Raw genomic sequence first — 16,471 nt, forward strand, 5'->3', positions numbered from 1 at the left:
AAAAAGTAATTTTAGGTGAAAAATCGGGGTGGTCAATTTGAACCGAAATTGGGTGGTCACTTTCAACCGAAATCAGGTGGTCACTTTAAATCGGAATTGGGTGGTCAATTTGACCGGAATTTGCAGTCTTGTGACCACTAATGAGCATAAGTTTACTTTTGGCTTCATTTTCCGTCATGGTCTTGATGAATTCGTTGTAAAGTTTAGTGATAAAGGTGTGACGGAAACTATACAAACCATATTTACTATCTAATTCAAAATGCTTTTTAATTTTTTTGAACCGTTTGGAAAAATAATCCCGTTTGTTGGTTTCTTCGGTTTCCCAAATGCCACCAATGCCATCGGGTGTAAATAAATCTAGTTTTTTATCCATTTTAGTCAAATCAGGTAATTCCTTGAAAAGAATTTCAGGAATGATTTTGGTTTTCACCGGACTATTTTTGGCTTTAAAAGTGATGGTTCTGTTGACCACGTCAATGTCTCCAACTTTCAGTCGTCCAATTTCAATAGGTCGTAAAAAAGAATAACACAAGAATTTCACGTACAAGAGCAAGTGTGGGTCATGCTCCTCCATGTAATTAAAAATGTCTTGTTGTAACGTACTCGAATACTTTTTGTTCCGTTCCGGAGTGGATTTTAGCACATTGATTTTTCGAACAAAATTTTCTTTCACAACTTCATTGTCTTCTAACGTCTGAAAAATAGAACTCAAATCAATTCGGGCATTGTTTCGGGTTCGAGCACTGGTTTTTTCCAAGATTTTGTTTAAATAGTCAATTACCGTCTTTTTGCTTACTTCCTGAATTGATTTACCTTCAAAACCATTTTCATAAAGCCATTTTTCAAATTTTTTGACATTGCTTTTAAAATTGGGTAGTGACGTTTTACTTAAGACACTTTCTTTAATTTTTAATACTAAAGCCAAAGATTCTTTGATAGGGTGTAAAACTACCTCCTTTTCCGGTTGCTTAATTTCAGGTTCAGGAATTTCGATTTTTTGGGTAATCGTAGCAATAGTAGGCTCAGCTTGTTGTTGTACAATAAATTCTGAGGGTTGATCAGTCTCGGCATTAAAAGGGTTGTAACCTTGTTCTAAATACAATGATAGAGCACGTTGATAATGAATAAGAAACTTCATCCGTTGCGTTTTGCTTTTGATTCGATTGATGCCACCTTTGATATTGGGCATGCGGGTGAGTTTTCCGGTTTTGGGATGACGAAAAGAATAATAAATGTACCAATCTTTTTCTAATGCAGCTTTTTGCTCTTCTTTGGAGAGGGTTTTCCATTTTGAAATATCGACTCCTCCGGTAAAAATTTTAGGCTCAGAATAATTCAATTTCATTTTAAAAACGTGTACGTTTTCGTGTACGTTTTGTAAAAGTAGTAAAATAGAAGACATAAAAAAAACGGATTATGTACATAATCCGTTTGATTTGAAGGAGTTAACCTAGTAGCGGGAACAGGACTCGAACCTGTGACCTTCGGGTTATGAGCCCGACGAGCTGCCTACTGCTCTATCCCGCGATGTTTCGAGTGCAAATATACAACGTTTATTATAAATAGCAAGTAGAATGCTGATATTTTTATTCTTTTCAAAACAAAAACCCCACAAAACAAGCTAATCCACTGGCCGTTAACCCTTCATCCCTAACCTATAAAATGAAAAACACCCCAACGTGGGGGTGTATTCCAAATTCAACTAAATACTTGCAACACTTATAGAAAACATTACAATTCTTTTGCCTTTCCTTAACGGTTTCCGACAGGGCAAAACCCCTCGCCGCAACACCGCAAATAAAAGGATGTATATATTTTTTCAAGGCAGAATCAGGGCGATTGTGCAAATCATTGTTCCGATTAACTGTAGCAAATGTAAAACGAAAAAAAGAAACACGGTGTAGAACAAAATCGGAATTTCTGTAGAACTTATTCTACTAAAAACGGCACATCAGGCCCTTTCATTGAAAAAAGTAAAGGTCTCAATCAAAGCCGCTAAATTATCGATTTGCAACTTTTCAAAAATTCGCTTTTTATAGGTACTCACCGTCGTTTTTTGGATGTCTAACGCATTGGATATTTCAAGATTGCCATAACCCTTGACCAACAAACGGGCAATCTCAATCTCACGAGCCGAAAGGTGCTCAATAGGATTTACCTTCTTCCCTAATAAATACGAATTCAATATCTTTTCCTTGGTCAACGGACTGATGAATTTTCCCTCATCCACCAAAGTGGCAATGGCTTGCTTGATTTCCTCTTCCTCACTCAACTTGTTTAAAAAACCATTGGCTCCTGCATTAAAAAAACGCAACGCATGCACCGACTCATCAAAAGCGGAAAAAATCATGATTTTAACCGCCGGGTTGATTTTTTTTACCTCAGGTAAAATCGTAATGCTGTTGCCATCGGGGAAATTAATATCCAAAATCAACACCTCAATGGGCTGCTGTTGAAGCACCGCCATGATGTTGGCAAAATTCTCCACCTGATAAACAACGGCATTCACATACAACTCTTTAATCATCAACGCAAGTCCTTGTCGAACCACCGTGTGATCATCGGCAACCAAAAAATGTATTTTCTCTGTATTCATCCTATTCGCTTCGTTACCTGTTTCTTATTTACAATCCACTATAAGGGAAAAAACAACCGTGGTGCCTTGGGCGGGTTTACTGTCGATGCTGAGGGTACCGTCAAACAAGGCCACTAGCTCCTTACACAAATTCAATCCCAATCCAGTACCCACATCATTCAACTGGTCGGAGGGCATGCCTTTGTAAAACCCTTCCATAATCAGTTGCAAGTCCGATTCCGAAATACCGCGTCCGTTGTCTTTTACACTTACATTCAAATGATACTGTTGGTTGTTGATGAGGTGGCTGTCCACCGTAATCGAAATTAAACCATTCGTGGTAAACTTATTGGCATTTCCCACGATATTATAAAACAATTGATGGATTTTGGTAGCATCCGTATTCACCCAATGCCCTGCCTGCAGCGTGGAAGAAATATGCAAGCGATTGCCACTGTTCTCAACCAAAGTACTCAAATTGGTAAAAATCTGCTGCAACTCCGCATGCAAATCAACCACTCGCTTGTTCAAAACCAAATGAACATGTTCGCTTTTGGAAAAATCCAAGACCTGATTCACCATCACCAACAATGAATTAGTAGTAAATTGTATGGTTTGAAACACCTCTTTGATGTCCAAATCCTCAATTTGCTTACTTACTTTTTTGCTGTAGATCGAAATCAAACTCAACGGTGAGCGAATTTCATGGCTGAGCATTCCCACAATTTTATTCTTAAACCGAAGATTTTGCTGAATGGTTTCGTTGGCAGCTTGCAATTTAGCTTCATTTTCAAAAGCCAATCGGGTAAAGAAATACAACAGCGATGACAAAACCAACATAATCAATACAATACCCAAGATAGAAAAAAACCGAATGTTTTGGTTGGTTTGTTGCTGGGCTTGGTAACCGGCTTTCACTGTACTTCCGGCCGTCGTAAAATAATTTTTAAACTCAGACAAAATCGATCTACTTTGCTCGGACAACGCTTTGTTGACCGCCATAAGCCGTTGGTCTTGCTGACGCAACGTTTCAAACTTGCCCTGAATAACCTTAAACTGCTGTTGGTAGTGCTTGTCTGAATTTTCAAATACATTTTTCAACTGGTCCGTGAGCGTACCGCTTTCCTCCACTTTACCATATTTCATGGTTACTTTTTGATTCAGAATCTCCTTTTTAATTTCAATCCGACCGGAAAAAGCATCCATCAAACGGGCAAATAAACTCTTTCTCGCCAGACTGTCAGCTTCTATATGCGACTCCACCTCAACGCTGTTCAAAATGTCTTTATAATTCATTTTTTGTAAAGCCAAAGGAAGTCCGTCTCCACCGGCGATACCAATCATTTGCCGTTGAAAAATCGAATCAATACTGCTTTTGAGTTCTTCAACCTTTTGGTGCAGTCCTTTTTGCTGGGCCACGGTGGATTTTAATTTTTCCTGCTGCTCCTTTCCAAGCGGCAACGAATCCAACCGTGAATTCATTTCATCCAACTGACGCACATAGTTTTCCAACGAAGTCATCTCTCGAAATTGAAGGTAATCCTGCAAATGGGTCTGGGCTTCCTGAAAAGCCGTATTTGCCTCATCAACCACAATATGAGAAGTATCAGTTTGGCGAATTTCATCGGCTAATTGAGCTAATTTTTTTTCATTCACCGACTCATTGTACCACAACAACAAGACAATCAATTGCAACAAAATAATCGATACAAGCAAAACCTGTTGAATGGTCTTTCGATGGGCAGACGACGAAAGTCGGGAAGACATATGTTCAAAAAAGTGTGTGTTCAAGGTTGAATTGAGTTATAAAATTTAACAGTCAATCATTTCTTTTATCCATCCGCTACTTTTTAAAAAAATTGCTATTAACTGAATAACAATACATTACACGGAAAAAGCAGCTAAAAATAGCCCGACGGAAAAACAATGAGCGATTAATTTTACTAGTGAATAAAATTAAAAGTAAAACTACAAAGGTTTGTAGAACAAAAAAATAATGTTCTGTAGAATTAATTCTACACGTTTAGTCCACTTTCCGAGCAATAAAAAACACAAGGCCTTGAATTGATTACACTAAAAGGAAATGGTAAAAAAACAATTTTTGTAATTGTTTAAAGCGATTTTCTCACAATCAATTGACAGGGATTTTCAACTTGTTTTTTTTGATTGCTAAGCACCATCTCCGCCAACGTTTTCCCCATCATTTTAAAATCAGTAGAAATCGTCGTGATGCCATTTTCAACTACTTTTTTTAACGGTGTGTCGTTATACGATATAATCCCGTAATCTTTCCCAAGTTGAAACCCTTGTGTATGGGCATACTCAATCACTTCCACCAAATGACGGTCACTCGGAATAACAAAAACGGTTCCTTTTTGCATCAATTGCGTGTCAAAATGCGGCACCACCAGATGCGTGTACTGGTAGTCAAGACAAAATTGTTGAAATCCTTCTACCATGCCGAGGGGTTCTTTTTGTCCGGGAAAAATTAAAATCAACCGTTCATATCGATCAATTTTGGATTTTCCTTCCAGTAACAAGGAATACATATCCTTGACAAAATGCTGATGCACGGAGGGATAGGCACTCAATTCGGCATTAGTTTGGTCTAAAATATAAACATCGTTTGAGGGCAACGTTTTGATAATGCTCGCCGCTCCTTGCAAATTGGTGGGCATGATAATATACTTGGAATAATTGCCATTACTTTCATTAATCAACTTGCGAAACATCGCCAAATTAAAATGATGAAAATAAATATCCACTTGAGCACGATGGGCAATGGCTTCCAAAAACGAGGAATACAAATCTTCCTTAAAGGCATTCAACTCGTCAAACAACACAAAATAACGCTGCTCAAAACTAAATTCAACACTTTTTACAAAATAGCCTTTCCCTAATATGGAATAGACAATACCGCGTTTCTTCAATTCATCATAAGCCAACAAAACAGTATCCCTCGAAAGTGAAAACTCCAAACACACTTTATTCACGGAAGGAAGTCGATCGCCTTTCAACAAACGCTGTTCGGCAATCGCCAGTTCTACGGATTGTACCAACTGTTTGTATTTAGGAATACCGGAATGGGCATCAAGTGTTATCAATTTCATAAGCACAAAAATAAAAACTGGTGGCAAGATAATCAAAAACCGGTAGGTACTGGTATGGAACAAAAAATATCTTTATTACTTTTGTTAGCATATCACTAAAAAAATGATAGAAAAAAAACATTTTTCGCAAGTTGACTACCCCGAAAAAACGAAATCCTTTGGAATAACGGCCGACGGAAGAGAAGTTTTCAGCTATACGCTCACCAATAAAAATGGAATGGAATTGGAGGTGATGGAATACGGTGCAACCATCACTTCAATAAAAATTCCAACGGCTTCCAATTCAAAAATAGATGTGGTGTTGGGCTTTGATACGTTACAAGACTATATCAATTCCTATGATTTACCCAGTGCTCCCTATTTGGGTTGCGTAGTGGGTCGCGTGGCAGGGAGAATCAACAAAGGTGCTTTTTTGTTGAATGAAAAGAAAGTACAGTTAACCCAAAACCATGGTAAACACCAACTGCATGGGGGTAAAGAAGGTTTCGGGCAAAAAATATGGAAAATGAAAAATCGCACCCAAGGTGATTTTCCATCCATTACATTGGAATATGCGAGTCAAAATGGGGAAGAAAATTTTCCGGGTGTGTTGGTGGTGGAAGTCACCTATATGCTCACCGAATCCAACCAAGTGATTGTAGAATACAATGCGTTCAGCACCGATGACACAGTAGTGAACCTCACCCAACACAGTTATTTTAATTTAGACGGCCATCAGCATTCCGTCAGCAACCAAACACTCTTTGTGAACTCCACCAAAGTGTTGGAAACCAATGCAGAAAACATTCCTACCGGATTGTTTTTAAAAGTCTCCAATTGCCCCTTTGATTTTACGGAGGAAAAAAATTGTCCTCCTTCCATTGACAATACCTTTACCTTAAACGAAAAAAACAGAATTGCAACTTCTTTATACAGCAAGAAAAACCAATTGAAAATGAGTGTATACACGAATCAACCTGCCGTGCACATCTATGTGGGGGGCAATTGCTTCGGGCAACTCAAAGGAAAAGAAAACGCCGATTATCATCCGCTCAGTGGGATTTGCTTTGAAACACAACACTATCCCGATTCGCCTAATCATGCTCACTTTCCCACCATAATGTTGAGAAAAGGAGAACAATACTACCACCAAACGATTTTTGCTTTTGAAAATATTTAATTGATAAACACTATGAAAAAATTGCTTCTACTCCTGCCGTCACTTTTACTGATGATAAGCTGTACGGATGACAACAACACTGCCGCAAACGAACCGATTATTCCGGATGACAATTTCATCCGAGCAGCAGATATGTCGTTTTTGCCTTTGATTGAAAGTGAAAACACAACCTATTTCAACAGCAACAACCAAACTGAAAATGCGTTAACCACGCTAAAAAATGCCGGTTGCAATACAATCCGGATTCGTCTCTGGAAAAACCCAATCGACAGTCAATCGAGTTTCAACCAAGTCAAAACCTTTGCCCAACGGGTCAAACAAGCTGGTATGAAAGTATGGCTGACCGTACATTATTCAGACACTTGGGCCGATCCGGGACAACAAAGCATACCAACCGAATGGGAAAACCTATCGTTTACAAACCTAAAAAACGAGGTAATCAATTATACGGAAACGATTATGACTGAAATACAACCGGATATCATCCAAATCGGTAACGAAATCAACAGTGGCTTGATGTGGCCACAAGGTCATTTAATCAACAATGAAAACCAATGTCTAGAGTTACTCAACGTAGCCTGTTCAACAGTTAGAACGCAGTCACCAAGCACAAAAATCATGTTACACTATGCCGGAATTGGAGCCGGAGCTACTTGGTTTTTTAACAAAATGACTTCTATTCCTTATGATTACATTGGCCTTTCCTACTACCCGATTTGGCATGGAAAAAACCTATCGGAACTCACCTCAACCATCAATTCATTAGGCCAAACGCACAACAAAAAAGTAATGGTGGCCGAGACTTCCTATCCTTTTACGTTAGGCTGGAACGATTGGACCAATAATGTAGTAGGACTTCAAGAACAAATCATCCCGGCTTATCCGGCAACTCCAGAAGGTCAAAAAAATTATATGGTAACGATTAAAAACTTAATTCAACAAACCGAAAGCGGCATCGGATTCGGCTATTGGGGTGGCGAATGGGTAGCGTTTCGAGGCAACGAATCACCCAACGGTTCTTCATGGGAAAACCAAGCCTTGTGGGATTTTGACAACAAAGCCTTACCGGTCATGACAGTTTTTAAGAAAGACGAATAATGAGAAAGCTAGTTATGAATGGGATTTTGGCAGTGTTGTTTTCAACTGTCGCTTGGGCACAAGAATTTGCCAAAGGTGCCGATGTAACCTGGTTACCACAAATGGAAGCCACCGGTTATCAATTTTATGATACCGACGGTACCAAAAAAGACGCCCTACAATTACTAAAAGACCGCGGGATGAACACCGTTCGTTTGCGGGTTTTTGTGAATCCGTCCGATGACCCTCGCAGTGGTCATTGCAGCAAAGAGGAAACCGTTGCTTTTGCTTTGAGAGCCCAAAAAATGGGTTTCCGAATTATGATTGATTTTCATTATAGTGACTCTTGGGCTGATCCCGGCAAACAAAACAAACCAGCAGCTTGGAAAGACCTTCCATTCAATCTATTAGCACAAGCCCTTTACGACCATACCTTTGACGTGATGACTGCTCTGCAAAAAGCCAACGTAAAAACGGAATGGGTGCAAATTGGCAATGAAATTCCGGGCGGAATGCTTTGGCCGGAAGGGAGCACCAACAATTGGAAACAATTGGGTATTTTATTAAACAAAGGATATGACGCCGTAAAAAAGGTTGATCCTTCCATTAAAGTAATTGTTCATGTAGATGAAGGCGATAATATTGAAAAATTCAGGACATTTTATGACAATGCTACTGCACAAAAAGTTCGTTATGATGTTATCGGGTTGTCGTATTATCCGTTTTGGGTGAAAAAAGATTACACCGAAACCATTGCCAATTTAGAATTTAACCTCAACGACTTAGTGAAACGCTACAATAAAGAAGTAATGGTTGTAGAAGTGGGTGGCGAGTATGACAAAGTAGAAAACACCAAAGCCCTTTTGGAAGCTACAATCAAAGCGGTGAAAAATGTACCCAATAACAAAGGATTAGGTGTACTTTATTGGGAACCGCAAGGTGAAAAAAGTTGGAGTGGTTATAGTTTGAGTGCTTGGCTTCCGAACGGGCAACCTTCTCCTGCTTTAGATGCATTTAAAAATTAAGTCTTTCGTTTACAAGTAAATTCTAACCAAACATGAAAAAAATACTGTTTCTTTTGCTAAGTACTCTTTTCCTATTTTCTTGTAGCAAAGAATTGGTTCCTTTAACCCGAAGCAAAACCAACTTTGGTTCTGATTGGACGTTTACCAAAGATTCGACTTCGTTGAATTGGGAAAAAATTACCATTCCTCACACGGCACAAATCGAACCATTGGTAGTGAACAACCAATGGCAAGGCAATTGCTGGTACCAAAAGAAATTCGATGTAGAAAGAGTAGAAAACGAAAAAGTATTTCTCTATTTTGAAGGTGTCATGCATGAAGCTTGGGTTTGGATCAATGGAAAATTGGTCACCCATCACCAGGGCGGCTACTTACCATTCACCGTAGAGGCAACGGATTGGGTGAAAGAAAAGGACAACACCATCATTGTGAAAGTCAACAACGAAGACAATCCGCAAATCCCACCCGGAAAAACCTTAAAAACACTGGATTTCAATTATTATGGTGGTATTTATCGGAATGTGTATCTACTAAAAACCAACACTGTTTACATTACAGATGCTGTTCATGCGAATCAAACCAATGGAGGTGGTATTTTAGTTCACTTTGATGAAATTTCGAAAGAAAAAGCAAGAGGAATAGTAAAAGTTCATGTAAAAAATGAAAGTGATACCCCAAAAAATATCAAATTGGATATTACATTTTCAAACCAAAACAATACAACCACATTTACTTCAAAAGAAGTATTAATTGGTTCGAAAGCAGATGCATACATATTGGAAACAATTGAAATTTTGAATCCAGAACTTTGGGGAATTGACCAACCGAATTTGTATGATTTGGAAGTCAAAGTTCTATCAGAAAACAGCCTATTGGATAGTCAAACCCTCAAAACCGGTATCCGAAAAGCAGAAGTAAAAGCAGATGGTTTCTATTTGAATAACGAAAAAGTATTCATCAATGGAACCAATCGCCATCAAGAGTATCCATACATCGGTTATGCACTTTCAGACGAAGCCAATTACCGCGATGCCGTTAAAATAAAAAATGCCGGATTCGATTTTGTTCGCTTATCGCATTATCCGCAAACGGAGGCTTTTTTAAACGCTTGTGACGAAATAGGTCTTTTGGTGATGAATTGTATTTCGGGCTGGCAATTTGTAGGTGATGAAAAATTCATCGAAAACTCCTACCAAGAAATTCGTGATTTTTCAAGAAGAGATCGAAATCACCCAAGCATTATTTTTTGGGAAGTTTCGCTAAACGAAAGCGACATCAAAGAACCTTACATGCAAAAAGCCAATCAGATTTTAAAAGCCGAATTGCCGTATGCACGTATTTATACCGCCGGTTGGATAGACAATCCAAATTATGATATTTACATTCCTGCCCGTCAGCATGGCAAAGCCCCCGACTATTGGAACAATTACGAAAAAGGTAACCGTAAAATTTTCATTGCCGAATATGGCGATTGGGAATACTATGCTCAAAATGCCGGTTTTAATCAAACCGCTTATTCCAATTTAAAAGAAGAAGAACGCACGAGCAGACAATTGCGTGGTTTTGGTGAAAAACGTTTATTGCAACAAGCGTTCAATTATCAGGAAGCATTCAATTCCAACTTAAAAGGAAAACACACCATCGGTCAAGCCAATTGGTTAATGTTTGATTACAACCGCGGTTATGCCGATGATATTGAAAGTTCGGGCATCAGTGATATTTTCAGAATACCCAAATTTGCTCATTATTTTTATCAAAGTCAACGTTCGCCTAGTGTAAAAATTTCTGAAAACCTAGTTTCCGGTCCGATGGTTTACATTGCCAATTATTGGAATGAAAAATCGAGTTTAGAGGTCACGGTCTTTAGCAATTGTGAAGAAGTGGCCTTGTATCTAAATGAGGAACTGATTGCAAAACAAAAACCTTTACGAAACGCCTTTTCTGAACAATTGCCACATCCCCCTTTTGTATTTACAATGCCTTCTTATCAAAAAGGCAATTTACGGGCAGAAGGATTTATTAAAGGTAAAAAAGTTTCGGAACATAGGGTCAAATCAGCGGAACAGTCGAGTTCCATTCACTTGCATTTTGATGCATCAACTGTAAAAATAAACCCGGATTATCCCGATGTTGTTTTTGTCTATGCGTCGGTGGTGGATGCAAACGGAACTACTGTTTCTGATGCAACCCCTTTAGTTGAATTTTCCCTAGAAGGTGAAAATGCAACCTTAATTGGCCAAAATCCGATTGCAGCAGAAGCGGGTATTGCGACAATTTTAGTTCGCACCAAAAACATTAAAAAACCAATTAAGATCAAAGCGAAATCAACCAACTTAAAAGAAGCCACATTGGAAATAAAATAAAATGAAGAAAAAATTAATAGCCACCACTTCGGAACATTTTAAATCCGTTTTTCAACACAAACCGGAAGCTGTTTTCCTTTCTCCGGGGAGAATCAATATCATTGGTGAACATTTGGATTACAACGATGGATTTGTATTACCGGCTGCCATCAATAAATACATTTGCTTTGCCGTTTCCGTTTCCGAAACAGATGAATGTACGCTAGTAGCCAAAGATTTAAATGAAACCTATCAGTTTAATTGGCGAGACGAAATACAACCCCTAGATAAAATGTGGGTCAACTATATGTTAGGCGTTTTACATCAACTTAAAGAACGTAACTTTTCTTTAAAAGGAATTAACATAGTGTTTAGCAGCACCATTCCTATGGGAGCGGGGCTTTCCTCTTCGGCGGCTTTAGAATGTGGATTTGGATATGTATTGAATAAATTGTTCCATTTGGGATTATCCCGTGAAGAGATTGCCTTGATTGGTCAACAAGCAGAGCACACTTTTGTAGGGGTGAAATGCGGCATCATGGATCAATTTGCCAGCGTGTTCGGTAAAAAAAACAAAGTCATCAAATTGGATTGCACCACGTTAGAACACGAGTATCATGCTGCTGATTTTAAAAACTACTCTTTGCTTTTAATCGACAGTAATGTAAAACACACACACTTGACATCCGGCTACAACACCCGAAGAGAAGAAGTTGAAGCAGGATTAGCGATAATACAGCGTCGATTTCCCAGTGTCAAAACATTTAGAGATTGTATTGAAGAACAATTGATTGAACTACAAGAAGAACTAGGTGAAACCTTATTCAAACGCTGTCATTTTGTGGTGAATGAAATCCGAAGAGTGAATGAAGCAGTTTATGCTCTGGACCGAAATAATTTTGAAGCTCTTGGCAAGTTAATGTTTGAAACCCACGAAGGCTTGTCAAAAGAATATGCCGTAAGTTGTGAAGAAGTCGATTTTTTAGTGGATTTTGTCAAAAACGAAAAACAAGTAATAGGTTCACGCATGATGGGAGGCGGTTTTGGCGGTTGCTCAATTAACTTGGTGGAAAAAGGAAGTGAAGAAGCATTATTTGAAAAAATTTCGCAAGCTTATTTCGAGCAATTTGGAATTCAATTGAATCGATATAAAGTAAAAATTGCCAAAGGCACTTCAAAAGTGAAAAAGAAAATAAAAAATTAAGGCAAAACGAGTTAGGATAAATTTTCAAATCAGAAAATTAAACCTGATAGATTTAATAATAATTATCCTGTTTAAACCTGACAGGTTTTTGAAACCTTTCAGGTTTACCAACTATCGAAAAAAAATTAATTTGCTTCTTTACAAGAAAAAATATGCAACAATTCAATAGTAACGAACATCCACACCGAAGATATAATCCATTGTTAGACGAATGGATTTTGGTTTCACCCCATCGCACCAAACGGCCGTGGCAAGGGCAAAAAGAAAGTAATTCCAACGAATCGCTTCCCGAATATGACCCTACCTGTTATTTGTGCCCGGGTAACGAACGTTCAAACGGTACAAAAAATCCCAAGTACACGGATTGTTATGTGTTTGAAAATGACTTTTCGGCTTTACTAAATGAAGAAGTGGAGTTAAATAATCTTACTTCCTCTCCCCTTTTTAAACTCAAACCGGAACGAGGAATCAATAAAGTGGTATGTTTTTCACCTAAACATCATTTGACTTTACCGGAAATGGAAATAAGTGATATTGAAAAAGTCATTCAAACGTGGGCAGCACAATATATTGAATTGGGCAATCATGATTTTATCAATTACGTTCAGATTTTTGAAAACAAAGGAGCGGTAATGGGTTGTAGCAATCCACATCCACACGGACAAATTTGGGCTCAATCTTCGTTGCCGACTCAGGTGGAAAAAACACAAAAAAACCTTCAAAAATATTTTGAACAACATAAAGTAAGTCTTCTAAAGGCTTATTTGGATGAAGAATTGAAATCCAAAGAACGACTAGTATATGAAAATGAACATTTTGCTGTAGTAGTTCCGTTTTGGGCCACATGGCCGTATGAAACCATGATTATCAGTAAACGCCATTTTGGGACCATCATCGCTATGAGCAAAGAAGAAACCTTAGCTTTTGCGGATAGCATCAAAACGATTACAGTGAAATACGACAATCTGTTTGAAACCTCTTTTCCCTACTCTTCCGGCATCCATCAAGCACCCACAGATCGTTTGGCTCATCCGGAGTGGCATTTTCACATGCATTTTTATCCACCCTTACTGCGGAGTGCTACAGTAAAAAAATTCATGGTAGGCTACGAAATGCTCGGAGAAGCACAAAGAGATATTTCTCCTGAAAAAAGTGCTGCTATTTTGCGTGATTTACCTACCTTGCATTATAAATTAAAATAATAACCTAACCTTTTTTACATGAATACAGGCTTTGATACCTTAGATTATATTATTTTTATTGGCTATGCTCTTTTAATTTTAGGAGTTGGTCTATGGATGTCTCGTGATAAAAAAGGACACCAAAAAAATGCGGAAGATTATTTCTTAGCTAGTAAATCTCTCCCTTGGTGGGCCATTGGTACATCACTGATAGCCGCCAATATTTCTGCCGAACAATTCATTGGTATGTCGGGTTCCGGTTTTGCAGTGGGGTTAGCTATTTCTTCTTATGAATGGATGGCAGCAATCACGCTCATCATCGTAGGAAAATATTTTCTGCCTATTTTCATTGAAAAAGGTATTTACACCATCCCTGAATTTGTAGAAAAGCGATTCTCTACCAACTTAAAAACCATTCTAGCGGTTTTTTGGGTGGCATTGTATGTGTTTGTAAACATTACTTCCGTGCTCTATTTAGGAGCGTTAGCCATGAATACGGTAATGGGTGTGGACATGATGTGGGCCATCATTGGGTTATCATTATTCGCAGCGGCCTATTCGCTTTACGGTGGATTAGCTTCTATTGCATGGACAGATGCCATACAAGTTGTGTTTTTGGTTTTCGGTGGTTTAGCCACAACCTATTTGGCCTTAAATACGGTTTCAAATGGTGAAGGAATGATGGAAGGTTTAGGGATTATTTACGACAAAGCTCCTTCCAAATTTGCGATGATATTAGATGAATCGAATCCTGAATACATTAATCTTCCCGGCATTGGCGTTTTAATTGGCGGAATGTGGATAGCGAATTTATACTATTGGGGATTTAATCAATACATTATTCAACGTGCTTTGGCAGCAAAATCATTAAAAGAAGCTCAAAAAGGTATCTTATTGGCGGCTTTTCTAAAGTTATTAATTCCGTTTATCGTAGTAATCCCCGGAATTGCGGCGTATGTAATTGTGAATGATCCGGAAATGTTAGCTCGATTAGGTGCAGAAGGTTTAATCAATATCCCAAGTGATGCGGCGGCTGACAAAGCCTATCCCTGGTTAATTCAATTTTTACCCTCAGGATTAAAAGGATTAGCTTTTGTAGCGTTAACGGCCGCAATTGTGTCGTCGTTAGCTTCCATGCTGAACTCGACTTCTACTATTTTTACGATGGATATTTACAAACAATACATCAACAAAAATTCTGACGATAAAAACACGGTAAAAGTGGGCCGAATTACAGCGACTGTAGCTTTAACCATCGGTGCAATTGTTGCTCCACTATTGGGTGGTATTAAGCAAGCCTTTCAATTCATTCAAGAGTACACCGGTGTGGTAAGTCCCGGAATTTTAGCCATATTTGTATTAGGTCTGTTTTGGAAAAAAGCGACCAACAAAGCAGCGATTTGGGGAGCCTTACTTTCCATTCCTATTGCGATGTTTTTCAAAATTGGCCCTAAAGGATGGGCAACAGGAACTTCAATAGAAGGTTTTTTCCCTAGTGTACCTTTCTTGGATCAAATGGGTTATACCACATTGCTCACTATGGCAATTATCGCACTCATCAGTTGGTTTCAGCACAAAGGAGCCGATGACAGCAAAGGATTTGAGTTGCAAAAAGAAACATTTAAAACCAGTTCAACCTTCAACATTAGTGCATTTGCAGTAATGATTGTGTTGGTATTTTTATATGCATTTTTCTGGAAGTAAAATTGAACTAATTTAGCTTTATCTATGTAAAATAAATTTATACATGAAGGCAAATAGGAATATGAAAAGATAACGGCTTATAAAAAAGTACTATATACCATCAGAAAAAATACTGCCGAAAAATATGCTGTTTTAATTAGAAATGAAAAAAACTATTTCAAAAAATGTAGCCTTACAATTAAAAAATACCTAGAAATAAAAAAAGAACTAAGAAAAATAGATACCAAATATTCTCTTTTTTAACGTCATATTCGGTATTCAAGGACGATTCACCCATAGACTAAAGCCCTATCCGAAGTAGGGATAGAGTATCAATAGTGCATGAATAACGTTATTTCAAATAGAATTAATTGACATATTAACACAATAAAAAAACTTGCTATTTGGGGACAGCAAGTTTTTTTTGTGGGGTTGGTATTTGTTTTTTGGAAAATTAATCCGGAGTACCTACTACTCCAGTATTGTCAGTAAGTAACGGTAAACGAACCGCAACTCCCTTATCGTTTAACATGGTCATTTGGAAAGTATCTTTCTTAGCCAAAGCATAGGAAATCAATCCATTGAACTTGTTGTATGAAATATTCATTTCTTTTAAATTGTCTAATTTCTCAATTTCAAAAGGAACTTGACCAATAAAATTGTTTTCAAATAAACTCAAGTTTTCAAGAGCTTTTAAATTCTCTATTTCATAGCTCAATTTACCTGAAAAGTTGTTGCTGTTTAACATTAATACTTTCAAGTTTTTTAAAGTATATAATGAACTTGGCAATTCTCCTTCTAGGGAATTATTAAAAAGAGATAAATTTTCTAATTGTGTTAATTGACCTATCTCTTGTGGTAATGAACCGGTTAACGAATTCATATACAATTCAACTACTTTCAACGAAGTGGCTTTTCCAATAGAAGTTGGTATAGAGCCGGTTAACTTATTGAAAGAAATATTTAGGGATTGTAAATTCTTTAAATCGAAGTCGTTTAAACTTTTATTTTATTAAATTTTTTTAGTGCAATTATTATGAAAGCTAGATAATTAAAGCCTAACCAGCTATCTATTGTTGTGTCAAATCTATTGAGTAACGACCTAAAACTGTCCA

The 16,471-nt window shown here is 37.8% G+C and carries 11 protein-coding genes, 1 tRNA gene and 2 pseudogenes; 7 read left to right on the plus strand and 7 right to left on the minus strand.

From position 1 onward, the window contains the following. Nucleotides 1–85 precede the first annotated feature (85 nt). The 5 genes from ACIQ0M_RS13785 to ACIQ0M_RS13805 form a co-directional block, all read right to left on the minus strand. Complete coding sequence (locus tag ACIQ0M_RS13785) at nt 86–1,402, minus strand: tyrosine-type recombinase/integrase (RefSeq protein WP_396153233.1); 1,317 nt, start codon at nt 1,400–1,402, stop codon at nt 86–88. A gap of 52 nt (nt 1,403–1,454) precedes the next feature. Further along, nucleotides 1,455–1,527: transfer RNA gene (locus ACIQ0M_RS13790), tRNA-Met, on the minus strand. A 424-nt stretch (nt 1,528–1,951) separates the two neighbouring features. Next, entirely contained in the window at nt 1,952–2,596 is a 645-nt protein-coding gene (locus tag ACIQ0M_RS13795; RefSeq protein WP_396153235.1) for a response regulator, read from the minus strand. A 24-nt stretch (nt 2,597–2,620) separates the two neighbouring features. After that, nucleotides 2,621–4,366, minus strand: a complete 1,746-nt coding sequence (locus ACIQ0M_RS13800) for a sensor histidine kinase (protein WP_396153237.1) — start codon at nt 4,364–4,366, stop codon at nt 2,621–2,623. A gap of 320 nt (nt 4,367–4,686) precedes the next feature. Beyond that, on the minus strand, nt 4,687–5,685 hold the full coding sequence (locus tag ACIQ0M_RS13805; protein ID WP_396153239.1) for a substrate-binding domain-containing protein: 999 nt from the start codon (nt 5,683–5,685) through the stop codon (nt 4,687–4,689). 103 nt (nt 5,686–5,788) lie between these two features. Between ACIQ0M_RS13805 and ACIQ0M_RS13810 the strand changes: the two genes are divergently transcribed. The 7 genes from ACIQ0M_RS13810 (at nt 5,789) to ACIQ0M_RS13840 (ending at nt 15,377) form a co-directional block, all read left to right on the plus strand. Next, nucleotides 5,789–6,844, plus strand: a complete 1,056-nt coding sequence (locus tag ACIQ0M_RS13810) for an aldose epimerase family protein (RefSeq protein ID WP_396153241.1) — start codon at nt 5,789–5,791, stop codon at nt 6,842–6,844. A 12-nt stretch (nt 6,845–6,856) separates the two neighbouring features. Beyond that, complete coding sequence (locus ACIQ0M_RS13815) at nt 6,857–7,942, plus strand: arabinogalactan endo-beta-1,4-galactanase (protein WP_396153243.1); 1,086 nt, start codon at nt 6,857–6,859, stop codon at nt 7,940–7,942. Continuing rightward, the gene (locus ACIQ0M_RS13820) at nt 7,942–8,946 is read left to right on the plus strand and encodes an arabinogalactan endo-beta-1,4-galactanase (protein WP_396153244.1); all 1,005 of its coding nucleotides are present in this window, start codon (nt 7,942–7,944) and stop codon (nt 8,944–8,946) included. The genes ACIQ0M_RS13815 and ACIQ0M_RS13820 overlap by 1 nt, the downstream gene beginning before the upstream one ends. Nucleotides 8,947–8,978: 32 nt before the next feature. Then, entirely contained in the window at nt 8,979–11,309 is a 2,331-nt protein-coding gene (locus ACIQ0M_RS13825) for a glycoside hydrolase family 2 TIM barrel-domain containing protein (protein WP_396153246.1), read from the plus strand. A 1-nt stretch (nt 11,310) separates the two neighbouring features. Next, complete coding sequence (galK, locus tag ACIQ0M_RS13830; protein ID WP_396153248.1) at nt 11,311–12,492, plus strand: galactokinase; 1,182 nt, start codon at nt 11,311–11,313, stop codon at nt 12,490–12,492. Nucleotides 12,493–12,644: 152 nt separating this feature from the next. Beyond that, nucleotides 12,645–13,694 (plus strand): UDP-glucose--hexose-1-phosphate uridylyltransferase, encoded by a 1,050-nt coding sequence (locus ACIQ0M_RS13835; RefSeq protein ID WP_396153250.1) that lies wholly within the window; start codon nt 12,645–12,647, stop codon nt 13,692–13,694. Between the two features lie 18 nt (nt 13,695–13,712). Next, complete coding sequence (locus ACIQ0M_RS13840) at nt 13,713–15,377, plus strand: sodium/sugar symporter (RefSeq protein ID WP_396153252.1); 1,665 nt, start codon at nt 13,713–13,715, stop codon at nt 15,375–15,377. Nucleotides 15,378–15,810: 433 nt separating this feature from the next. Here the strand turns inward: ACIQ0M_RS13840 and ACIQ0M_RS13845 are convergent. Next, a pseudogene (locus ACIQ0M_RS13845) lies at nt 15,811–16,329 on the minus strand (Two component regulator three Y domain protein); the annotation flags it as partial. Nucleotides 16,330–16,352: 23 nt separating this feature from the next. Next, nucleotides 16,353–16,471, minus strand: a pseudogene (locus ACIQ0M_RS13850) (IS5 family transposase); the annotation flags it as partial.

The sequence above is a fragment of the Flavobacterium sp. genome, assembly GCF_044339515.1.
Classification (GTDB): Bacteria; Bacteroidota; Bacteroidia; order Flavobacteriales; family Flavobacteriaceae; genus Flavobacterium.